Raw genomic sequence first — 23,240 nt, forward strand, 5'->3', positions numbered from 1 at the left:
AATGCACCCCCATGAAAAAAATATTTGTGAGACTGGGAATAACGATTTCACTTCCCATCATTTCTTTGATTGCCTTTATACTATTCCCAGGCATCTCTTATGCAAACAAGACTGATTTCGAAGGGTTGGTTGTCTATCACAACCTTCCTTTAGAAGAGGGTTATGAAAATATCCTGCGTAGTTCAATCAAACTTGTAGAGAAATCTGAACTCTTTGACAAAGAATTCATAGTTGAATTGTGTCTTGATGATCAGTCATGGTATCCCATGGTAATAAGTAGTGTTAAGGGCCCTGCATTTGGGTTTGGTCTAGCTAATAAAGTTGTTCTTAAAAGCGATGCAAGCTTTGCCGACAATAAAGCTATTGGTTATGGACAATCATGGAATTTAGCAGAATTGATTGCTCATGAAATGATTCACACATACCAATTCAATAGATATGGTTTCGGAACGTTAAGTACTCCTACGTGGAAATTGGAAGGTTATGCAGAATATGTATCGCGATCACAAGGCGAACTTAGTTTGCTTAATAAGAGCATAGAACTTATGCTGATAGAACGTAAAAAAGCCGGCGGATCTCATTGGGTCTGGATAAAAATAAAGGATGGAAGCGGACTACCCTCGCAATACTTGGTTGACAAGATTCTAGTTCAATACTTAATGGAAATAGAGACGCTAACTTATGATCAGGTTAAGAAAGATACAAGACCAAGAATTGAGGTAGAGCAACAGGTTTTAAAATGGTTTGATAAGCAAATACAATGAAACTTTTTTCTCATGCGTCATCCATTTTCCCAGTAGCTGATCCACTGGTCACCGCAGAATACTATAGAGATGTGCTTGGATTTGCGATCTCATTCAAATGGGAAGATCCTCCCTCCTACGTAATAGTCAGTCGAGAAGAAGCAATCAGCATTCACTTTGCGAAAAGTGATCATAACCTCATCAATAGTAACCACTCTAAGCTTTACATTTTTGTGCACGATGCTGATGCTGTCTATCAAGAATATTTAGATTCAGGAGCGAATATTATTGAGCCAATCAATGATACAGACTATCAAATGAGAGAATTTGTCATCCAAGATTTAAACGGATATCAGTTGATTATTGGAAAAGGTATATCCTAATACTACTAGTTTAGTATAAATTCATGGAATGAAGAAAATTGCTGCAACAACTTTTCTATTAGTTCAACTCATTTTTTCTAATGCCCAGCAGTCAGAGAACGAAATTAACGGAAGTGTAGCTACAGCTCATCCTCTTGCTACACAAGCTGGAATTTCTGTACTTGAAAAAGGTGGGAATGCATATGATGCAGCCATTGCAATAGCTTCTACTTTAAATGTGGTAGAGCCTATGATGTCAGGCCTAGGTGGTTACGGAACAATCTTAATTTACGATAAGGAAGAAGATCGTGTCAGATACTTAAATTCCAGCGGCCGATTTCCGAAAGCCACGAACACTGACTTAATGCGATCTCCCACACCTAATTATATGGAAAATAGAGTTGGGCCCAAATCAATTTCTACGCCAGGAAATTTGAATGCCTGGAAAGCCATGCATGATAATTATGGAAGCATGAGTTGGACTCAGCTTTTTGATTCAGCAATTGAGCATGCTGAAAATGGTTTCAAAATCACCCCTGGTCTTGCTAGATGGATTGCTATTGCGTATGAAGATTTCTCTCCATATGCCAAAGCGTTTTACGGACCAAACGGTACTCCATTAGATAAAGGAGATAAACTTGTTCAAACCGATTTAGCGAATACGTACAAAAAAATTAGAATAGATGGGGTAAAAGCATTTTATACCGGTGAAATAGCTCAAAGCATAGACCGAAAAATGAAGGAAGTTGGAAGCTTTCTCTCCATAGAAGATTTGAAAAATAATGAAGCCGAATGGTGGGAACCATTGAAGATGTCTTACAAAGGATTTGAAGTATATACAGCTAGCTTACCTGCAAACTCATTTGCAGCCTTCGTCAATCTTGGTATTATGAGAGAGTTAAGAAATGATGAAATAACTCACAATTCAGCAGAGTATCTTCATCTTTTTGCAGAAATGACCAAGGAATCTTATAAAGCTAGGCTGGCCTATTCTTTTGATCCTGAAGTGCGAAAAGCTCCACTGGATAGTCTGTTATCTTCAGAAATACTCAGAAAAGCAGCAGCCTCACTGAACCGGAATGCCGCCACGACTTTCATCCCTCCTTTTACTCCAGAAAGTAAAAACACAACTCATTTTGTAGTGAGCGATAAATGGGGAAATGTTGTGAGCGCTACTCAAACACTAGGAAATTTGTTTGGAAGTAGAGTTATGGTTGATGGTACTGGCGTATGGCTAAACAATTCCATGGCCTATTCTACGTTTGAGCCGAAGGGGAATCCGATGGATGCCTTTCCTGGCAGACATAAGCTTTCAGGTGATTGCCCCGTCATCATTATGAAGGATGGCAAACCATGGGCAGCATTAGGATCTCCTGGTGGTCATACCATCACTCAGAATGTGCCACAAATTATTTTCAATCTTATCGATTTTAACATGAGTATGCAGGAAGCTATCGATGCTCCAAAAATCTCATTTATTGAGCCAAATCGTATTAGAGTTGATCCTGAACTAGAAGAATCAACGATAACCAGACTAAAAAAGAAAGGACATAACATTTACAAGGGAAGTATCGGCAATGCAACAGGCATCAAAATTATTTATGATGAATCTGGTAATATTAGAGGTTTTGATACCGGAATAGACCGTAGAGGCGAAGGTAAAACACCAATAGTTGACCAATAATTATGATAATCAATCTTATTTCGGGTCCCAGAAATATCTCCACCGCTTTAATGTATTCATTTGCACAGCATTCGAAAACTAAAGTACTTGATGAGCCATTTTACGCTCATTACCTAATTCATATCGGATTAGAACATCCTGGTAGAAAAGAGACTATAGCCAGCATGTCCGCTAACGCAGATAAAGTCTTGGATGAAATTCAAACGCTTGAAAACCATCATGAAATAGTATTCATAAAAAATATGGCCCACCATCACGAAGGTTTAGCATGGAGCTATCTCACAGAAATGAAGAATGTATTTTTAATTAGAGATCCCAAACAATTGATTGCTTCATTTGCTGAGGTAATCCACCACCCAACGCTTCAGGATATTGGATTGAAGTATGAAGCTGATCTTCTAGATTTCATGCTCGAAACAAGCAAGGACAAACCTATAGTCATAGACTCAAATGATATCTTGAAAGATCCAAAAGTTAGCCTGCAAAACCTCTGCGCTAGACTTGATATCCCTTTTGAAGAAAGGATGCTTTCATGGAAAAAAGGTCCAATTCCTGAGGATGGAACGTGGGCTAAATATTGGTATAAAAATGTGCATAATTCAACTGGATTTGCAAAACAAAAGACAAGTGAGCGATCACTACCCCCACATTGTCAAGCTCTTTATGAAGAGTCTACACCCTATTATGAGAAACTCAAAGAATTCAGTTTAAATTTCAATCAATAATTTCAAAACAGCGTCAAGCTACTAATTACCTTAATTCAATCATATGCTACAAAAGTATAATCCAAAGAATGAGAACATTCAAGTGTGGGTAGGCGATCGATTATACCCGAGATCGGAAGCTAAAGTATCCGTTTTTGACAGTACAGTGCAAGGTGGTGATGCAGTCTGGGAAGGATCGAGGGTGTATAGAGAAGGCATCTTACATCTTGACGCACATTTGGATCGGCTTTTTGCTTCCGCAAAAGCTCTGGCATTTGATCATGTACCTACCCGAGACTTTGTAAAGAATGCCATTAAGCAAACATTGGAAGCAAATGGCATGGCTGAAGATACCTTGATGCGGATTACGCTTAGTCGAGGAGAAAAAGTCACTTCAGGAATGGATCCTAGGCTCAATCAAAAAGGAAGTTGCTTAATTGTTCTTGCAGAGTGGAAACCTTTAGTCTATGACAATAACTCCGGTATTCGAGTTATCACCTCTACTCAAAGAAGAAATAGTCCTCAATTTCTGGATAGCAAAATCCATCACAACAATCTTCTCAACAACATTTTGGCTAAAATTCAAGCGAATTTCGCAGGTGTAGATGCAGCTATTATGCTAGATGAACGAGGGTTCGTTGCTGAGTTGAATGACACAAATATGTTTATGGTAAAAAGTGGGAAGCTTTTTACTCCATTTGCCAATGCATGCTTACATGGTATCACACGTGGTTATGTACTGGAACTAGCAAAGAAGAATGATATTCCTACAGAAGAACGTAACCTAAGCTTAGTGGAATTCTATGATGCCGATGAGGTTTTTGCCACAGGTACGATGGGTGAACTTACCCCTGTGGTAGAGATAGATGGTCGCCCCATTGAAAACAAAACAGGATCGAAGATCCGAAAACAACTCTCTGATCTGATGCATGCATCATTACCTGAAAGGTGTGAAAAACTGTAGCAAAGTTTGCCGATACGTAAATCACGTAATCTTTGTAAATACCTAAATCACGCTTACCTAGGCTTGACATTGTTGTCATATTTGTAAGACAATTAAAACAAAAAAAGTAATGGAAGCAATTTATCTCAATCAATTAATGGACATGTCAGTAGAGTACCAAATGAATGGCTCAATGCTGAGAAGAAATGTTTTGGCTGGTAAAAAAGACGACTATGGTAAGATGTGGGTTTTGATAGAAACGTGCGGAGACTGTACTTCTTCAAGTAAGCAATGGATAGAACTTGGTTTCTTCAAAAAATGGTTAAACCAAATGGATATTGCTGCTTAATTAAACTATTCAGGATACCAATTCTTCAAGCGCACTTCGGTGGTAATACCAGAAGATTCAACTTGATTTTTAAATGAATTGATATCACTCAATCCTCCTTTACCACGATAGTGATAAGGATACACAATTGATGGTTTAAATTCTATAACAGCACTTGCTGCTTGATTTATATCCATTGTGTAAGGCAAATTCATACAAATGAATGCCACATCGATCTTTCTAAGATTTCGCATTTCTGGTATATCCTCTGTATCACCCGAAATATAGATACGCTTTCCTCCAAGCGTCAACACATATCCATTTCCTCTTCCTTTTGTATGTCTTGAATCTTCCGCTTCAGGCAAATTATACATTGGTATCGCTAGCATTTCCATTTCTTTGAAAACAATCGTTTGTCCATTTTCGATGACCGTTGCTCTGCTTTTTATCTCTTCTGACAGCTTATCCATTACCGCTTGAGGTACAAAAAATTTAGCTCTTTCTGTATTGATACTTTCTAATGTTTTTTGGTTCAAGTGGTCACCATGAATATCCGTAATCAATATAATATCCGGCTCCTTTAACCCCTCGAACCTTTCAGCACCGCCGTAAGGATCTACATAAATAGTTTGATTATTCCACGTCAAGACAAGGGAGCCATGAATTATTGGCTGAATGGTTAGGTTTCCGTCTCTTGTTTGTATGGTGTCACTCACATCAATTTGAGAAAGTGCAGGAATATAAAACCATAGAATTAAAAATAGACTTACAATGCTTTTCATATATCGGTAAACTTTAAAATCTAGTAATTAACAAAAAACCCACCTGGCATTGATGGGTCATAATTTAAGGTCAAATTCAAAGTTTTAGACTCTAAAGACCTTAATTGACTACCACCTTATCCATAGCATCGCCTTCCTTGATCTGGTCTATAACATCCAATCCTTCAACTACTTTTCCAAAGGCTGTATGGTTTCTATCCAAATGTGCTACGTTATCTCTATTGTGACAAATGAAGAACTGTGAGCCACCTGTGTTTCTGCCAGCATGGGCCATGGAAAGTACCCCTTTGTCATGATATTGATTTTCTCCATCCAGTTCGCAATCGATTTGATAGCCTGGACCTCCGGTTCCATCACCTTTTGGGCAGCCTCCCTGTATTACAAAGTTTGGTATCACTCTGTGAAAAATAAGACCATCGTAATATCCATCATTGGCAAGGTCCACAAAGTTCTTTACTGTGTTAGGAGCGTCTTTTTCAAAGAATTCGACTTTCATCACTCCTTTTTTGGTGTGTATTTCTGCTGTTTTCATAAGTAGCACAAACTTATTTGTTTCTGTTCATAAAATAGTCTTGTTAAGCTTGATTCTGCTGTTCGCAATACAAACAATTAGTGATCGTTTTTGAACAATTTTCATACATTGCTTCAATGTATATATTTGAAGATCAATTATTTGGATAGTATGGCACATCTATTGAACACTTCTCATGACCAAAATCTAAATCATGCTTAAAAATTATTTTCTCGTTGCAATCAGACATTTAAAGAGACAACCAGGGTATGCCTTTCTAAATATCCTTGGTTTAACTATAGGTATTGCTTCTGCCCTTCTTATTATGCTGTATCTCGATCAAGAACTGAGCTATGATACTCACCATGAGAAGGCAGATCTAGTATACAGAATCTCGACAGATTTTACCGAACCAGATAACTCATTTCGGTGGGCTTCTACACAGGCCGTTCTTGGAAGGGCTGTGAGTCAGGAAATACAAGAAATCGACCAATACGTACGATTCGCAGGAGGTGGTGATACCCGATTCGAGTATGAAAATATAAGCTACATCGTTGAAGACTCCTATTTGGTTGATTCCACAGTCTTTGATCTATTCACTGTAAATTTCTTGCAAGGAGAAAAAGAAACAGCGCTAAGTGCTCCTAATTGCATTGTATTGAGCAAATCTGTTTCAGATCAAATTTTTAAGGGTGAAAATCCGATTGGCAAACTCCTTCAAACAGATAACTACTCATACAAGGTAACAGGAGTTTATGAAGATATGCCCAAAACCTCGCATATCATCGCAAATGCTATGACTTCATTCAGCACGAATCAAAATTATTATAACCAGCAAAGCTGGGGAGGCTGGAGCCTTAACACCTATATTCTGCTAAATAAAAATGTAGATCCGGCAGTTGTGGAAGCGAAATTGAATGAAGAAATCATTCCAAAATATGTCGCTGTAATATTTGATCAGTTTGATATTCAAATAAAATATGAGCTTATCAATATCAAGGATATCCATCTCTATTCTGATTTTCAAGGTGAGCCAACTCCGTTGGGTAATATTGATTACATCTATATATTCTTAGCCATTGCCGTCTTTTTGGTACTCATCGCATGCATTAACTATATGAACCTTGCTACTGCAAGATCAATGAGGAGATCGCTTGAAGTAGGCATTCGAAAAGTGATGGGAGCATTAAGAGGTGCACTAATTAGGCAATTTATTGTTGAATCAGTCTTGATGGCCCTTGCTGCAGTGATCATTAGCTTAGGGCTCTTATCCATTGTCGTTCCGATTATCAATGCTCAGCTCGGAACTGATTTAGATATCACTCAGCTTGCTTCCACAAAAATCATGAGTATCATTTTAGGTATTCTCATATTTACTGGCATTCTCAGCGGCTCTTATCCAGCTTTTTATTTATCTGGCTTCAGTCCTATCAAGGCAATAAAAGGGGGAAAAAGTAGTGGTAGAACAGGAAATGTATGGATCAGAAGAGTGCTAGTGGGATTGCAGTTTGCCATATCGATATTCATGCTAGTAGGTACACTCATCATTTATCAGCAAATGCAATTTGTAAGAGAAGCAGACCTAGGCTTTGATAAAGATCAGATTGTAAGCTTTCGAATGAATAGAAATGTAAGTGAACGGTGGGATGCACTGAAAAACAATCTTATGCAAGATCCTAACATTGTCAACGCTTCCACATCTACGACTATTCCTGGTCGTGGGTTTGGGAAGAATGTTATGGATGTGGAAACAAATGAAGGAGTGATGGAAAGCTACGGAATCGATTCTTATGGGATTGATTATGAATATTTCAATGTCCTAAATGTAGAAATTGTAGAAGGGAGAAACGCATCAAGGCAATATCCAACCGATACATCTAGCGCCGTTTTAGTTAATGAGGCAATGGTCGTCCGCATGAATTGGGAAGACCCTATTGGCAAGCGCTTTCAGTTTGATCAAGACAGCACAAAATTTCACCGAGTGATTGGTGTAGTTAAAAACTTTCACCAAAACTCTCTTTACAATCCTATTGAGGCACTCATGTTTGTTCCTGTATTGAATAATTCCAATGCCATGGTCAAAATCAATGGAGATCTACAAACTGGTATAGATCATGTCAAAGCATCATGGAACGAACTCTATCCTGAACTGCCTCTTGAATATGAGCTTTTAGATCAGAATTTTCTTCAAGCATATAATGAAGATCGACTCAGAGGACGCTTTTTTCTTGGTTTTGCATTAATGATGATTATTATTTCAGGATTGGGTTTATTGGGATTGGCATCCTTTACCGCCGAACAACGAACAAAAGAAATAAGTGTACGAAAAGTACTTGGTGCTAACGTAAAGGGACTGGTATTCCTGTTGATCAAAGATTTCTTTTGGCTCATCATTTTTGGAGCCATACCTGCCTTTATCATTGGCTATCGAATAATGAATAACTGGCTTAGTGATTTTGAATATCATATTCAAATCAACCTCTTGACGTTCGTTGCAGTTTTAATCATCGTAACCATATTCGTTGTTCTCACCACTGGGTTTCAAGCATACAGAGCTGCAACTTCAAACCCTTCTGATAATTTAAAATATGAATAAGAAAAAAGCCCTGACAATGTTGTCAGGGCTTTATCTCTTTTTTCAAATCTATCTATTATTATCGCAAAAACAATAATTCTCTGTATTTCGGTAATGGCCAATCCTCATCATCAACAAACATCTCCAATTTGTCTACAGCATATCTAAGAGGTTGGAAGTATTTCCCTTTAACAGTATCACAATATTCGATAGCTTTCTCACGAATATCTTCAATCTGATTAATTCGCTTACGCTCCTCTATCATCTCATGTGAAAGTTTTCGTACGTTATTAATATGCGTAGAAACTTCCTCAATAGTCTTCTTGATTTCCGTCGCATCTAGCCCCAGGTCTTTCAATCCTTTCGCATTCTCAATTAATTTGGATTGATACTTGGTTGCCGTTGGAATAATCATATTACTCGCTATATCCCCCATCATTCTTGATTCGATCTGCACTTTCATGACGTAATTTTCCAAGCGTATCTCGTGGCGAGCTTCTATTTCTACTTTCGTCATTACTTTATGCTTTTCATAAAGCTTTATTGCTTTGTCTGTCACAGAGAAATCCAGAGCTCGAGGAGTAGTTGGTTCATTTGAAAGTTTTCTTTTTTCAGCCTCTTTTACCCATTCGTCTGAATAACCGTCTCCTTCAAATCTTACAGGTTTAGATTCTTTAATATAATCTCGCAGTACATCAATAATAGCCAAACGCTTATCTCTTCCGCCATCAATCAACTTATTCACTTTCTTGTAAAAATCGGAAAGTTGATCAGCCATGATTGTATTTAATACCATCATTGGATCAGACACGTTCGCATCAGACCCTACAGCTCTGAATTCAAATTTATTTCCTGTGAAGGCGAATGGAGAAGTCCTATTTCTATCAGTATTGTCTAGTATGATCGAAGGAATTTGATCAATACCTAATTTCATGTATAAATTTTCCCCTTTCTCTACCATCACGTCTCCAGATTTTTCCAGCTGATCCAACACTTTTGTTAATGTAGAACCTATAAATACTGAAATGATTGCTGGAGGAGCTTCATTCGCTCCTAGACGGAAGTCATTTCCAGCAGATGCAATACTTGACCTCAGCATGTCTGCATGCTCATGCACAGCCTTAATGGTTGTCACAAAGAAGGTTAAGAAAAGTAAATTGTCTTTCGCGCTGCTGCTTGGCTGATAAAGATTTACACCTGTATCCGTGACAAGCGACCAGTTGTTATGCTTACCACTTCCATTGAGTTCAGCAAAAGGTTTTTCATGAAAAAGAACTCTTAAATCATGCTTATTCGCCACCTTATCCATCACATCCATCAACAATTGATTTTGATCTGTGGCTTCATTCACAGAGCCATACATTGGAGCTGCTTCATACTGCGCAGGAGCAACCTCATTATGTCGTGTCATCAATGGAATACCCAATCTGTGTGATTCAATTTCATAGTCTTTCATGAAATCGTAAATACGACTTGGAATAGATCCAAAATAGTGATCGTCTAGTTGTTGCCCTCTTGCAGGGTTGTGGCCAAACAATGTTCTTCCTCCCATTACCAAATCAGGGCGAGCATTATAAAGTGCCTTATCTATTACAAAATACTCTTGTTCCCATCCCAACGAAGCATTTACTTTTGATATGTTTCGGTCAAACAAGCGGCATACCTTAACGGCAGCTTTATCTACTGCTTCTAGTGCTTTGAGCAAAGGTGCCTTGTGATCTAGCGCTTCTCCTGTGTAGGCAACAAAAATGGTTGGGATACAAAGCGTCTTCCCGTAAATGAAAATAGGAGAAGAAGGATCCCAAGCTGTATACCCTCTGGCCTCAAACGTACTTCGAATACCTCCATTGGGAAATGATGATGCATCGGGCTCCTGCTGTACTAATGCTTCTGCTTTAAAATTTTCTATGCCTTTGCTTGGATCAAAGAAGGAATCATGCTTTTCAGCGGTTGCTCCCGTCAGTGGTTGAAACCAGTGAGTATAATGAGTTACACCGAGTTCCATGGCCCAATTTTTCACTGCAACAGCTACTGCGTCGGCCGTTTCAATGTCAATCTTCTTTCGGTTCTGAATACAATCGGTTACTCGCTTAAAAACATCTGGTGACAAAGCGGATTGCATTTGCGACTTGGTGAAAGCCATTTCTCCAAAATAATCGGAGATGCGTTTTGAAGGTGCCTGAACGTCTACCTTCTCTCGGGTTTGAACTAAATTAAGCGCTTGGTGTCTAAGTAATGCCATGGTTTATTATTTTCCAATAAATTTTACACTCAAAATTATGCATTTTTTGCAAATCAAAAGTTTTTAGGTTCATTTTTAGATCAAAAATTATTGAATTTGCAAAAAATCATTCTTTTAAAATCAAAAAAGAGACATTAAATGGCCATTTTTTACGAAAAAGAGCTAAGTAAAGAGAATAATTCCCTCTCAGAAGAGGAATCCAGACACTGTTCTCAGGTTTTAAGGCATCAAGAAGGGGATGAAATCATGATTTATGATGGAAATGGCGGTAAACATCGTGCGAATTTGACTCGAGTCTCAAAAAAGGTATGTGATTTTAAGATTATTGAATCCAATATCACACCTGAGAAAGAATTCGAAATTCATCTGGGTATCGCTCCAACTAAAAGCATTGACAGAATGGAATGGCTGATTGAAAAACTAAGTGAAATAGGAGTAGATCAAGTGACATTCATTCAAACCAAACATAGTGAGAGAAAAAAAATACGATTGGATAGGCTAGAAAAAAAAGCTGTGAGTGCGATGAAACAATCTGGTAATCCCTTTTTAATGAAAATAAATGAGCTCATTTCTATAGATCAATTCCTCAAGAACGACTCAAGTGATATTAAATTAATAGCTCATGTGGATAAAACTCATCAATACATAACAAAGGAAGTAGAACCTTCAAAATCAATTTCTGTTTTGATAGGACCAGAAGGGGACTTTTCAATAGAAGAAGTTAACATGGCCAAAGCAACAGGTTTTAAAGCAGTCTCAATTGGAGAGAATACGCTAAGAACAGAAACAGCAGGCTTTGTAGCCTGCTGTTTCGTCAATACAATCAATCAGTATTAGTTATCTAATAACTATTTTCTTCTTCTTAGTGTCGTCTCCTTGCTGAATTACCATGAAGTAAACTCCCGGAATCATTCGCTCATCAGGTAGAATTTGTTCATCCATATTCAAAGAACTATTCATCGTTCGACTATAATGAACTTTTCCTTTTAAGTCAAAAACTCTAATATTAATAGGAGTATGATCATCTCCAGTTTGAATTCTTAAGTGAAGATTTTCATTCGTTGCAGGATTTGGATAAATGGTTACATCCATTGACGCTCTAAAGTGATCATTATATACCCTGACGATATCGTAAAAAGTCTCGGTACCATCAAAATCCACTTGCCTCAACTTGTAATAGTTATCCCCTAAAGCTGGCTTCTCATGTGTGAATCCATACTCTATCAGTTCATTGGTAGTTCCATTACCTTCTACAGTTCCTATTGAAACAAATTCCACTCCATCTGTTGAATGGAATAGTTCAAAATAGTCATTGTTCAACTCGGTGACCGTTGACCAGAATAAATTCACACGGTTTTCAATAGCGATTGCCGAGAAGTCCAGGAGTTCAACCGGTAATACAGTTTCGGGAGCATATCCAAGAGCTACTTGTCTAGTACTAAAAATTACACTGCTTTCAGATGTCACAGTACCAGAAGATGCAGTTCCTGAAATCTGACCTCCTTGGTTTTCCCATCTAGCTTGAGCTGCATCGACATCACCATCTGCTATTTCAGCATCATCCCACCAAACAAGTCTTATACTTGCAGAATTGTCAAAACTGTTATGAGATCCATAGGTAGCCTGAACTTGTGCCGAATTAGACCCTGCACTGGAAACCTCCCATCTATCAGTACTCAGTACTCTTATCAACGCATTGAATCCAGAACCAGGATCATCTGTATCGAAAGATGAATTTGGATATGTAGCGCTTGTAGAAGTGTAATATTCGGCTGTCCAATCATCGCCACCTGTATCTACATTAACAACCGATACTGGTGCATATCTTACCGATTTACCCACTGGAAATTCATAAGTAGAAGTCGCTGCAATATCTTCTTTTTGCATTGGTCCAGTGACATAACTTGCTGTGCTAGCTCCTGTCCAATCACCAGAAGATGTTAGTGTCAATGTTTCTGAAGAGGTAGTGTTCACCAAACCATCTGTCAATGTAAGTGTACCACCTATCTCTACATCTCCACTATTTACCGTCACACCTGTACCTGAATTATTTATCGTTAAATCATCAAAACCTGCTACTCCGATAAATGACCCATCTACTAATTGCTCACTAGACCCATTTAATGTTACATCTGTCCCATTCCAATTTAGGGTTCCTCCAGACAAGGTCATATCATCGGTCACATTCAAATCAGTATTCTCTGTCCCTGTAAATGTTCCTCCAGACAACTCAAAGTCACCAGTTATATTAATGCTGGAACCATTGGATAGAATGACAGCCCCTGCCTGAACATTGAAAAGATCCGTATCGGCATCCCCTACTGCATAGGTAAGACCGGAGTTAAGGACAACCGTTGGTCCGTTGATTTCTAATGTATCACAAACGGTTAGAAGATTATTAGGCAATGTTCTTGATCCAGACCCATCTAAAATAACTTTTCTTACTTGGGATATACCTGAAAGCACGTTGTATGAAGTAGTCCCTGAATACTGAAGAGCTCCCCCATCGCATTGAAAGAAATCAGTGTACTCACCTGTAGGAAGTAATTCATTGTCTTCTAAAACAATAGTGCCTGATCCTGTCACCGTTCCTAATCTTACTCCAACCGTGCCTGAAGGCACTCTCAAAATTCCGCCTGCTTCAATTTCTGTTGCATATAAACGAATGTTATCAAGATTTAAAGTAAGATCATCTCCACTCCTCACAATTATTTGAGCTCCTACTGGTCCAACACCATCTGTCACAGTCGGAGATCCACTCAATGGATTCCAATTGCTTGCCAAACTATAATTACCTGTTCCAGCAAAAGAAGTCTCATATTGAGCTAACTGATCCGGAATGGCTCCTTCAATGTCGTTATTAACACCGTCTGAACTACCTACTCCTGCTGTATAATCCCCAGTGATCTCAGAAGCAGAAAACGAACTTAAAGGAACCTCAAACGTTTGATTTACGCCCCTAAACAAAGTAGGAGCAAACTTATCCCAGTTTACATCATTCGATAGAAGTCTTGCAGAAATGTAATGTGTTGTATCGTAAGGCGCAGTTACACTTATATCATCATGATCATAAAAGAAAATAGCTGAACCACTTGCGTTAGTCACATTCTCAGAAACGACTATCCAATGATAGTTTAAGACATTTTGAGTATCGTCAATTTCGGTCTCAGTCATTGGCTCTGCGTCATCCACTATGGTCGGGTGAGGCTCATTTGCCGGCCTTACTCTGATACTACCAGTAGTCGTTCCAGCATCCAGGTCAAATTCTACGGGAGTGTATTTTAATTCACCGATTGGAAAAAAGACTACTGTGTCTGCTGCAACTGTAAAAAATTCAATTCTTAGACCGTTATCAGTAAATGAGCTGTTGGTTTGCACCATGTTATTTACATTAAATGTAGAAACTTCAGTCACTGGAGCTCCAGAACTCAATGTAACCAAGCTCCCTCCGATATTAAATACACCTCCATTGAGTCTAAGTTCCTGGGTGATGTTAAAATCGAACCCATTTCCATCTGGGATATCGACTCCTGACGGATTGTTTATGGTTATCGTTCCAATGTCAATGGCATTATTGGTTAAGCCATTTAAGTCTTGATTTGCCGTACCATTGAACATTAGTCCATTTCCTCCGCTATTTAGAAAAGTACTTTGTACAAATGCATCATTTTGTAGGCTCAATGAGTTAGAACCTACATCGAACGTGCCTGATGTAAGGTAAAAGTCACTATCTAAATCTAATGCGACATTTGATGTGGTGGTACCTGAACCATTTTTACGTAAAGTAAAGATCGTGAATGCTCCCGATCCACTTATGGTTTGAGCTCCTGAGCCAGCGAAAATTGTTTCAGAATTTGTATTACCGTAAGTTCCATTATTTGTAAAATCCCCATTTAAGGTTAGGTCGAATCCATTCGTCAAAAGAGATTGATTGGCATTTATCGTTAAATTATTCACCTCCAAATCCCGATTAAAGAGCTGTACATCTGGAAGATCAATGGTGTTAGCTATAATCAGATCGTTTAATAGTATTGAAGACGAAACATTGAAGAAGTTAGCACCATAGTCTCCTCCTAGGTTTTCAAAAATGGTGATCGTTGATCCCGAGATATCCGTAGTTGTTGGATCTAATTCCAACGAGATATTTGCATCCCCTGTAACTCCCCTTTCAATATTAAATGTTCCGCCAGTAAGTGTAAATTCACTCCCGCTGTTAAGCACTTCAAACGCTCCTCTCGAAGAAGTGGAAATTCCATCTGTAGCAATATCTACGTCACCTCCGGTCTGCCTATATTTGAGTATTCCTGTTGTAGATGACGTTGCTCTTCTAACTTGCCCACCGACATTCAATGTACCACTGAGCACATCTATCAATGAAGTCCCTGAGTTTGTGTATTCGATATCACTTGTACCAAGATTCACAGTCCCTCCATTAACCCTCAATAAACCGTCTAGGATGATATTTGAACCTGTAGTAGAAATAGTTCCCTGCAGAACCTCTACTCCAGCTGATGCAGGAATTAAATAGTCAATACCATCAGCCACAACCGCATTTATCAAAGCACTATTTATAATTAGTTTCCCGTTTTGCAATTCTACTGCTGGTGGCTCAACTGAATTATCTCCGCTTATTAACACGGGTGCATCAAGGCTAAATGTACTTGTTGTATCCACACCCTTATTTACTACAATACGATATAACTCAGGAACTATAGAAGATGTGTTCGTAAAAGCATGTTGTCCTGTCCCAGCCAATTCTAAAATAGCTTGAGAAGAAGGGTCTGCGTTTGACAAATCGAACAATGCACCTTGTACCAAATTTAGTCCTCCATTAACCCTTAAAGTGTGGATATCCGCACCAGCATCAACTACAGACACTCCGTTATTATTGTTACTTGTCAAGATAAGTGAATCGCACTCAAAGATTACGTTAGACCCAACTGCTCCCCCGGCCGCAGCACCAAAAATCAGTTCCCCACCTCCATTCAATCCTATCCTTGCTGTTCCATTTATCGTGAAATTATGGTCAAGAAATAGATCTGCATTATTATCAACAACTAACCCTTTTGCTGTGACATCCTGTGTGTAGCTTACATCTCTACCTCCCCCAAAAACTCTGAGGGTCGGAAATTCAAATCTGTCAGATATCACTATTGACGTACCACCTGTTACTTGTAGAAACCAGCCGTTATCCTCGTCTTTATTAAATTCATTGAAGTCCGCATTAATTGTTCCAATATTACTAGCATTTACTCTTTGAAACATTGTACCACGACCAGTTACCCTAGCAGCATTTAATACAGCAGTCTCAAATACCCTAATACGAGTATCATTGTTGCTTAATGCGTTAGCTGCAGGATTTTGATCAAAAATAATTTCTGCCACGGTTATCGTTTCACCGGATCGTACCCTATGATCATGTCTAACACTATTCACAATCGTACAAGGATTACACGTATTGAAATCTTCTCCAGCATCAATTCCTCCAAACCCCACTACCGCAACATCACTAGTACTATTCTCACCAGGATAAGAGCTTGCCGCTTGTCCAGCATGCTTATTTACATCATCTGTAGACCAACTAAACCGTGAAGTCCAATTTTTCTGATCATCTCCTACTTGCTTTCTGGAATAAAAAACAGTTACTCCACCAGCAAAGGCATCAGCCTCACCTGCAGTATAATTAGCAGCTCTTGCCGTTGTTCCTAATATAAATGTAATCTGATTACTAGCTACATCTGCAGTGCTCCCAACAGCAGTTCTTGTGAACGAATCTGCATCCAAATCTGCATCGGTACCATCCTCCACAAATCCTGGCTGAAGATTTCCTTCGGTTCCACTAACGTCAGCTGAACTATATGAAAAAACATAGCTATTTACTGTTGGTAAATCAACAAAATCAGACACTCCAATTTTCCAATAATAATTCAGAAAGTCAATAACACCTGCTCCGTCATCTATGGTACCTAATTTATCATTTACTGGATTTGTTCGAATATATCCAACATCACCACTTGTAAGATTTATATCGGCAACAAGTGGTGTGTAATTTCCTGAAATCCCGAATGGATATGTCAAGGTCTCATCAGCATCAAAAAGGTATTCTAATCCCCCATCAGTAGGATTTCCACCTGTTTGGATCATTAAACTTGTACCAAAAGTGCCTGTTGTTAAAACCTCAGCACCTGTTGTCAGCTTGGATGTATTGATATCAAAAATTCCATCGTTAAGATTCAATTGATTGATTATCCCAAAATCACCATCTAAGCTTACGCCGTTTGTGTTATCAATTTCCAAATCATAAATAGCTCCATTGGTAGATGTGATCGATTGAGTGGCTGCTCCGTTCATATAGATTTGGCCAGTACTTATTGCTGTTCCAATGGTATCTAAAGCATCGATGTTGCCATTGACAGTAATATCAAACGTGCTTACATCGAAATTACCACTAGCAACATTGAGTAAATCATCGACTTGAATGGCTGTAGACTGACCATTTGTAACAATAACATTTACATTCTCATTGTTCTTGTTAATTTCTAGACTGTCTAACACCAGAGTGGATGCAATACCTATGTCAATGTTTGAGGAGCCTGTACCCTCAAACGTGAGATTCATATTGCTTAAATCAACTGAAGATCCATTTTCGATTAATAAGGATCCAGTAATACCTAAGTCTATTCCCCCTGCATTAAAAGTGGTTGTATTCCCACCGCTGTTATCAATATGCAAGTCATTAAGCACCTGGAATTTATCCATGTTGACAGTGGTCAAACCACCGCCAGTTCCTGAACTGCCGTTGGATACTAGAACACTAGCTGCAGAAGCATTCGATTCTAATACATTTAAGTTAAAAAATGGAGCCCTGGAAGTGATCGTTAGGTTATTACCATTGGTAACATCCAAATTAACCGTACCACCAGTAACGCTTATGTTTTCGTCTGAACTATTGATGTAAATGCCTCCGGTTGCATTCGCGCCAGAAACATTGATAACCCCTCCAGACATGTTAAAGACATTACCTGGGTATGTTAGACTGAATGTATAATAATTTGCACTGGTGTTTTCTCCGATAATGTTAAATATTCCTCCTGTCATCACTAAACCTCCCAAAGCAGATACTCCATTAATGGAAGTTCTGAACTGGTTTACGGTGACAGTTCCTCCTTCTATTGTTAATTGCCCATTATCTCTAGTTGTAATTCCACTATTGATTGGTGCATTAAGTGCACCAGATGAAACTCGTATTGAGCCATATGGTACTATTGCAGTTCCAGCAGTCTTTTCAACTGTACCTCCGTCTACCCATATTTGAGCACCTTCAAAAATGCTGTAATTTCCTCCTGCATTGAGAGGAGATACTGTTACATTATTGCCAATCTTCGCTGTTCCATAAATTAGCCCAAAAGCATTGTCATTTGTTGACCCTTGTGGATTGTCGATTCCTTGATTTGCGTAACCATACAAATTGAAAAAACTTGGATCATCGGCAATAAATTCCACTATATATGTATCATCAACTCCTTTGTTTATCTCTACCCGATAAAAATCAGTTACATTCTGAAGGACTACTGTTTGATCTTGGCTTGAGCTTAAAAAGTTAACGTCTACAATACCGTTCGTTGCTTCACTTCCTGTTGCCTGAGAAGTTCTATTTGTAAAATCCACATCTCCTTGGTTGGTGAAGTTTCCATAAAGATTGAATTCATGTCGGGCGTTAGTAGTCCCAACATCTATTCCACCGGATGATTCAATTAGCACATTTCCATCAACGGTTACATTTAAATTACTAGTTGATAAATTGTCATTGAACTGAAAAATCCCTCTACTTATTGTCAAGTTACCATTTAAATCAAAATCGGCTAAAGTAGTTACCATATCTGTTGTATTAATCATATTGATCAATAGATTATTGGCGCTTCGATCTGAATTGACTGAAAGTCCGGCTCCATAGTACTCCAGTGTACCCCCTTCATCAGAATCGATAAACAATGCATCATTCGTAACAGGGTAATTTTCATTACCTGCTGCACCTGAAAGCCTTAATGTTCCAGACCCATCAAGTACGCCGAATATATGACCTGTAGTAGCTACCAAGTCTAGCGTTCCAATAATTTCTAAACGTGTTACAGCAACGTCATTAACATCCATGGTAACCGTTCTACCGGTATTAATCACAACAGAATCACTTACTCCCGGTACTTCACTAGAGGGGTTCAGATAAAGAGGGGAAATAGCTCCATCTAATGTCCATGTATTTGGGTCGCTCCAATCATCTGATATGTAACTATACCAGATTTGTGATGGTGTACCAGGCTCAAATGAAATTGCAATTCTGTCATTTGTATTCAAATCAATATTTACGAATGCTCCTCCGGCCCCATCTGAAATCATAAGATAAGGAGTAGCATCCGAGAAGTCTGCATCATTATTCGTATCAACCAATAGATAGTATTGAGGATTAGAAATTCCTGTGCTGGGCAATTCACTTCCATCAACTTGTACGGTAACAGATCCTGTTTCGCCATTTTCTTCAATTAACCATTCTCTAGCAAGTCTTTGCTGTGCTCCTGGCACTTCGCTAGCTACCCAAACTGAAGCATCACCATTGTCATGGCCCCAAAAAACCCAATCATTATCATCAAAATCGGTTGATTCCGAGATTCGCATCAAATCGGAAGATGCTGTAGTAGCTTCAGAGCTGTATGCTAAATCTTGTCCTATACCTGCTAGGCCATTGGAGTAAGTTGCATTATCAGTCCAAAAGTCGTTACCTGAAAGTGTTATACTGTATTTATTGGCAAGGTAATTCTCAATCACTATTCTCTCAGCCTGAGTTAATCCATTGCCATAAATGATCACCTCCGCCAGATATCCATCGAAATAGGTCCCATAATTATTGTTAAGTGCGCCAAGAATTAAGTCGGAGGAGGCATCAGTAAGGTTACCTGTTTCGCCTCGTGTATCTGGTGCATTACTATTGATAGAAGTATATTGAAAAATTTCATCATATACAGCTGAAAGAATATAATCTGTGCTTGCTGTGAGCGTAGTTGCATCACTTAGTCTATTATCATCCGTGGTTCGAACATCGAAGTTCATTCTAGAACCTGTGTGAGTAAATATGCTGTAAACCTCCTCTGAGCTGGAACTATTTCTTTTCGAAATTATTCCTCTTGGGTTATCATCTACTGTAGAAAAATTAGTGACAAGAATGATGGAGACCCCATCAGCAAAGCCATCTAATGTAGCATTATCTAGAATGCGTAAGTATCTTTCAGTACCATCAAATCGAATGGCATCTAATCCAGTTCCGAAGGCATTTTCAGCAAATGTTGGAACAGCATCGGCTCCCTGCTGAGTAAGATCGTTACCATTCCCTGATAAGTCACTCCATGTTAAAACATTTGCACCATCGCCAAGCCCCAAGGTTGAGGCATCTAACCAAAGGACGTTTCTTGGCCCATTGGTTCCAGTTCCATCTCCTATCCCTCCAGGCCCATTCTGGGCATGGGTAATTAAGGATGTTCCCCCTACTATTAGTAGGCTAAACAATAATCTTTCAATACGTCTCATGGCGGAATTCAATTAAATGAATCAATTAATGCAAAATAGCAAAGCTTTTCATCCTTAATTCAGTTTTTCGGCGAAATGCATATTGCGAATCTAAGAAAGTAAAAATGTCCAGTTGAACGCACTAAATATTTCGACTAATTGCTTTGAAAAACTTCGTTTGACTTGTTTTGTTTAACTCTTGAGATGTGATTGGGGTCTCTACACAAGAGCTTCCTAACGAAAAAGAAGTGAATCTGCAATGATACATCTCTATCTGAAAACAGACTCGCCTGCTCATCCTTAACAAGTTGAATCATAAGAAATACGACTTTTGATTAGCTATTCTTGATATCAATAGAATCCCTAATGTTATTCTTCGATCGCTGGGGGATTTTCCGCCTACTTAACAATCAACCTTTTTGTACTGGTAATATCACCTTGCTTGATAGTAGCTATGTAAATCCCTATTGGCAAATTCAAGGACAAAATTTTGCGATTTCGATAACCACGAGATTATCGATAAGGAAGATCGCAATAAACTCTACAAACAGTTTATTCGCCTATCAAGTAATCTATACTTTGACCATTAATGCGAAATCGTAATTGCTGGGAAGTAATTAGATCAACCATCCAAAAATCGCCTGACGAAAAGAGAAGTGAGTCAGTAAAGAGTATTCTACCATCTGGAAAGGACGCATCAGCTCTTCCTATATAAATAGTTTCAAATGAAGTGCAAGTCTGATTAGACACAAGTCTGGATATGTCTAGTGAGTCTCCAGTATTATTTTCTACCAATTCTATTTGCAGTTTCACAGAATCAGCGCAGCTTCCAGAATCAATAATCTGAATCCACGTTTTAGTTCCTGATTCGCCAGTAAGTAAACGCTCTACTTGATAGTCATATAAACCATCTGGTAGATCCTCTTCTGAACAGCTAACTAAAAATAGAAAAACAAAAAGGGAGATAAGCTTACCTCGCATTTCCAGTTCGATCAATCACTACATAGCCCAATTCATCCGAATCTAAAGGAAGTTGCTCTTCAGGATATAAGAATATGGTTAATTCTTGTGTTAGGTCATCAAACTTGAAATCGACAGGCTTTTTATCTACTGTCACCACCGTTCCCCAATTGAGTTGCCCAACTGAATTATAGCTGACAACAACTAGATTATTCTCAACAGCAGCAGAATTATAAATGTAAAAGCTCTCTGAACCTGAGACTGTTGGTATTGAATCACTTTCATATTGAATTTTTTCAGCTCCCGGGAGTTCAAATTCTTGCTTCCATTTTGTGATTCTATCCGGGCCAAAAGAAGCAACGTATCCTTTCTTCGCATTTAGATTTGCTCCATAGGCTATCACCTCCTCAGCTGTTTTTACTGGAACACCCATGGTCATAAAACCTCCTTCTGGAGCATCTTGAATAAACAATGGATACTGTATTTCTTCATCTTCCGCATCAAGTCCCCACCTATTCTTATCGAGCCAATATTCAACAGAATTTCCCAACCAGTCAACATTTCTTCTGGACCAGGTCTGCATATCAGTGACATATTTAGATGCGGTCACGTACTTCTGAAAAAAGCTTTCTATATAGTCTTCATATTTTTTCTTCGCCAACTCCAGGTCATCCGTTGTAATAGATTCCACTAACACATTCATGTTCTTCGCATCATCTAACGCACCTTGATAAATTTCCAATTGCGAACCAATAAGTGACGAATCCATTAGTGATGGATTCAATTGTAAATCCACTTGTTTGATGATTCTAGCTTCATACATCTCTATCTTCAATAGCTTTTCAGCTGTTGATTCAGGATCGTACTTATCAAATTGCTCTATCAGTTCTGTTGGAAAATATCCTACTTCCACATTCTGACTTTTCTTAGCCTTGGCTTTTTTCTCTCTGATCTCATCAGAATAATTCTTGATCATGGTCTTGAAAAGACCTACACCTCCTACAATTTCGGATTGTGCAGACCTTGCCCATTCTTCGAAATTCCAAATTTCGATAACTCCTGATCTTATATTGGCAGCATCCATTCCATCTACTCCAAATTGATCGATAGATTTAATTGTTGGCTCTGATGCATACTTAGTTGATGCCAACCTTTGCGCTTGTTCTTTTATACCTCTCGCACTTTCAGCACCTTTACGTCCATTGGATTCAATTTCCATTAATGTTGCTTGAATTTCCTGATCAGCAGCTATTAGCATAGCATTATATGCTGTAAACTGACTTGTAAGAGTTTTATAAGCTGCCATAGCTGCAGCTTGATTTTCCTCAATCAATACCACATTGCGATGCATTCCTTTTACATCTGCTACGCGAGTCTCAATGTTTTCAACCTTCTTTTCTATATCCAGATGTACATCTGAGACTTTTATTCCAAACTCACCTGTTCTCAAATCTCTTCTGAAGAAAGTTTGATAGTACTCATCTTTCTTTTTCAATTCCTTCTCATCGATTAAGCCTTTTGCTTTCTCAAAAAAGAATACCGCAGAATCTCCTACGAGATAAAGTTTTGATGAATCATCAACAATATCATAAGCCATAAAGCGATCCTCCAACCATAAAGCCATTTGAAGATTAGCATTCGCTTCTTCAGCATTCTTAGGGTCAGATAAAAAAGTTTTTAATTGAGGTCCTCCTTCCTCATAGTTTTTTGCCGCAAGTATGGGATACAAATCTTTGTATTTAATTTTTTGAGAATACCCAAAAACGGAAAGGACTAATAAAATAACTGTGACTGCTGATTTAAATTTCATGACTAAGTGGAGAGGTTTTCAAATGCTAATTTATAAAAATA

14 protein-coding genes are annotated in these 23,240 nt (G+C 38.5%); 8 read left to right on the forward strand and 6 right to left on the reverse strand.

Annotation, left to right across the window (positions count from 1 at the left end; genetic code table 11):
- Positions 1 to 11: 11 nt before the first annotated feature.
- The 6 genes from ABJQ32_09125 to ABJQ32_09150 all read left to right on the forward strand — a co-directional run bounded on the left by ABJQ32_09125 (position 12) and on the right by ABJQ32_09150 (position 4,785).
- Positions 12 to 764 (forward strand): hypothetical protein, encoded by a 753-nt coding sequence (locus ABJQ32_09125; GenBank protein ID MEP5289799.1) that lies wholly within the window; start codon positions 12 to 14, stop codon positions 762 to 764.
- A complete protein-coding gene (locus ABJQ32_09130; protein MEP5289800.1) occupies positions 761 to 1,126 on the forward strand; it encodes a VOC family protein in 366 nt (121 codons plus the stop codon). Before ABJQ32_09125 ends, ABJQ32_09130 begins: the two co-directional genes overlap by 4 nt.
- A 28-nt stretch (positions 1,127 to 1,154) precedes the next feature.
- Positions 1,155 to 2,789: a gamma-glutamyltransferase gene (ggt, locus tag ABJQ32_09135; GenBank protein ID MEP5289801.1), complete on the forward strand. Its 1,635-nt coding sequence runs from the start codon at positions 1,155 to 1,157 to the stop codon at positions 2,787 to 2,789.
- A 2-nt stretch (positions 2,790 to 2,791) separates the two neighbouring features.
- Positions 2,792 to 3,514, forward strand: coding sequence for a hypothetical protein (locus tag ABJQ32_09140; GenBank protein ID MEP5289802.1), 723 nt, complete (start codon positions 2,792 to 2,794; stop codon positions 3,512 to 3,514).
- 43 nt (positions 3,515 to 3,557) lie between these two features.
- Entirely contained in the window at positions 3,558 to 4,457 is a 900-nt protein-coding gene (locus ABJQ32_09145) for an aminotransferase class IV (protein MEP5289803.1), read from the forward strand.
- Between the two features lie 109 nt (positions 4,458 to 4,566).
- Positions 4,567 to 4,785: a hypothetical protein gene (locus ABJQ32_09150; protein MEP5289804.1), complete on the forward strand. Its 219-nt coding sequence runs from the start codon at positions 4,567 to 4,569 to the stop codon at positions 4,783 to 4,785.
- A 5-nt stretch (positions 4,786 to 4,790) separates the two neighbouring features.
- Here the strand turns inward: ABJQ32_09150 and ABJQ32_09155 are convergent, their stop codons facing one another.
- Together ABJQ32_09155 and ABJQ32_09160 are read right to left on the reverse strand one after the other, a co-directional pair.
- Positions 4,791 to 5,546, reverse strand: coding sequence for an MBL fold metallo-hydrolase (locus ABJQ32_09155; protein MEP5289805.1), 756 nt, complete (start codon positions 5,544 to 5,546; stop codon positions 4,791 to 4,793).
- 100 nt (positions 5,547 to 5,646) lie between these two features.
- Positions 5,647 to 6,078, reverse strand: coding sequence for a peptidylprolyl isomerase (locus ABJQ32_09160; GenBank protein ID MEP5289806.1), 432 nt, complete (start codon positions 6,076 to 6,078; stop codon positions 5,647 to 5,649).
- 193 nt (positions 6,079 to 6,271) lie between these two features.
- Between ABJQ32_09160 and ABJQ32_09165 the strand changes: the two genes are divergently transcribed.
- On the forward strand, positions 6,272 to 8,653 hold the full coding sequence (locus ABJQ32_09165) for an ABC transporter permease (protein ID MEP5289807.1): 2,382 nt from the start codon (positions 6,272 to 6,274) through the stop codon (positions 8,651 to 8,653).
- Positions 8,654 to 8,711: 58 nt separating this feature from the next.
- On the opposite strand, the gene ABJQ32_09170 is transcribed toward ABJQ32_09165, so the two are convergent.
- Complete coding sequence (locus ABJQ32_09170; GenBank protein MEP5289808.1) at positions 8,712 to 10,874, reverse strand: glutamine synthetase III; 2,163 nt, start codon at positions 10,872 to 10,874, stop codon at positions 8,712 to 8,714.
- Positions 10,875 to 11,012: 138 nt separating this feature from the next.
- On the opposite strand from ABJQ32_09170, the gene ABJQ32_09175 reads away from it, so the two are divergent.
- Positions 11,013 to 11,711 carry a 16S rRNA (uracil(1498)-N(3))-methyltransferase gene (locus tag ABJQ32_09175; GenBank protein MEP5289809.1) on the forward strand — a complete coding sequence of 233 codons (699 nt, stop codon included), beginning with the start codon at positions 11,013 to 11,015 and terminating at the stop codon, positions 11,709 to 11,711.
- Here ABJQ32_09175 and ABJQ32_09180 read toward each other — a convergent pair whose 3' ends face one another.
- The 3 genes from ABJQ32_09180 to ABJQ32_09190 form a co-directional block, all read right to left on the reverse strand.
- A complete protein-coding gene (locus tag ABJQ32_09180) occupies positions 11,712 to 20,450 on the reverse strand; it encodes a T9SS type A sorting domain-containing protein (GenBank protein ID MEP5289810.1) in 8,739 nt (2,912 codons plus the stop codon).
- Between the two features lie 531 nt (positions 20,451 to 20,981).
- Positions 20,982 to 21,410, reverse strand: coding sequence for a hypothetical protein (locus ABJQ32_09185; protein MEP5289811.1), 429 nt, complete (start codon positions 21,408 to 21,410; stop codon positions 20,982 to 20,984).
- Positions 21,400 to 23,199, reverse strand: a complete 1,800-nt coding sequence (locus ABJQ32_09190; GenBank protein MEP5289812.1) for a hypothetical protein — start codon at positions 23,197 to 23,199, stop codon at positions 21,400 to 21,402. The genes ABJQ32_09185 and ABJQ32_09190 overlap by 11 nt, the downstream gene beginning before the upstream one ends.
- Positions 23,200 to 23,240 lie beyond the last annotated feature (41 nt).

Source organism: Marinobacter alexandrii (assembly GCA_039984955.1).
GTDB lineage: Bacteria > Bacteroidota > Bacteroidia > Cytophagales > Cyclobacteriaceae > Ekhidna.

Bases quoted from the DNA above. Each gene is read 5' to 3' on its own strand.
- ABJQ32_09125 (MEP5289799.1), top strand. From the start codon at position 12: ATGAAAAAAATATTTGTGAGACTGGGAATAACGATTTCACTTCCCATC.
- ABJQ32_09130 (MEP5289800.1), top strand. From the start codon at position 761: ATGAAACTTTTTTCTCATGCGTCATCCATTTTCCCAGTAGCTGATCCA.
- ggt (MEP5289801.1), top strand. From the start codon at position 1,155: ATGAAGAAAATTGCTGCAACAACTTTTCTATTAGTTCAACTCATTTTT.
- ABJQ32_09140 (MEP5289802.1), top strand. From the start codon at position 2,792: ATGATAATCAATCTTATTTCGGGTCCCAGAAATATCTCCACCGCTTTA.
- ABJQ32_09145 (MEP5289803.1), top strand. From the start codon at position 3,558: ATGCTACAAAAGTATAATCCAAAGAATGAGAACATTCAAGTGTGGGTA.
- ABJQ32_09150 (MEP5289804.1), top strand. From the start codon at position 4,567: ATGGAAGCAATTTATCTCAATCAATTAATGGACATGTCAGTAGAGTAC.
- ABJQ32_09155 (MEP5289805.1), bottom strand. From the start codon at position 5,546: ATGAAAAGCATTGTAAGTCTATTTTTAATTCTATGGTTTTATATTCCT.
- ABJQ32_09160 (MEP5289806.1), bottom strand. From the start codon at position 6,078: ATGAAAACAGCAGAAATACACACCAAAAAAGGAGTGATGAAAGTCGAA.
- ABJQ32_09165 (MEP5289807.1), top strand. From the start codon at position 6,272: ATGCTTAAAAATTATTTTCTCGTTGCAATCAGACATTTAAAGAGACAA.
- ABJQ32_09170 (MEP5289808.1), bottom strand. From the start codon at position 10,874: ATGGCATTACTTAGACACCAAGCGCTTAATTTAGTTCAAACCCGAGAG.
- ABJQ32_09175 (MEP5289809.1), top strand. From the start codon at position 11,013: ATGGCCATTTTTTACGAAAAAGAGCTAAGTAAAGAGAATAATTCCCTC.
- ABJQ32_09180 (MEP5289810.1), bottom strand. From the start codon at position 20,450: ATGAGACGTATTGAAAGATTATTGTTTAGCCTACTAATAGTAGGGGGA.
- ABJQ32_09185 (MEP5289811.1), bottom strand. From the start codon at position 21,410: ATGCGAGGTAAGCTTATCTCCCTTTTTGTTTTTCTATTTTTAGTTAGC.
- ABJQ32_09190 (MEP5289812.1), bottom strand. From the start codon at position 23,199: ATGAAATTTAAATCAGCAGTCACAGTTATTTTATTAGTCCTTTCCGTT.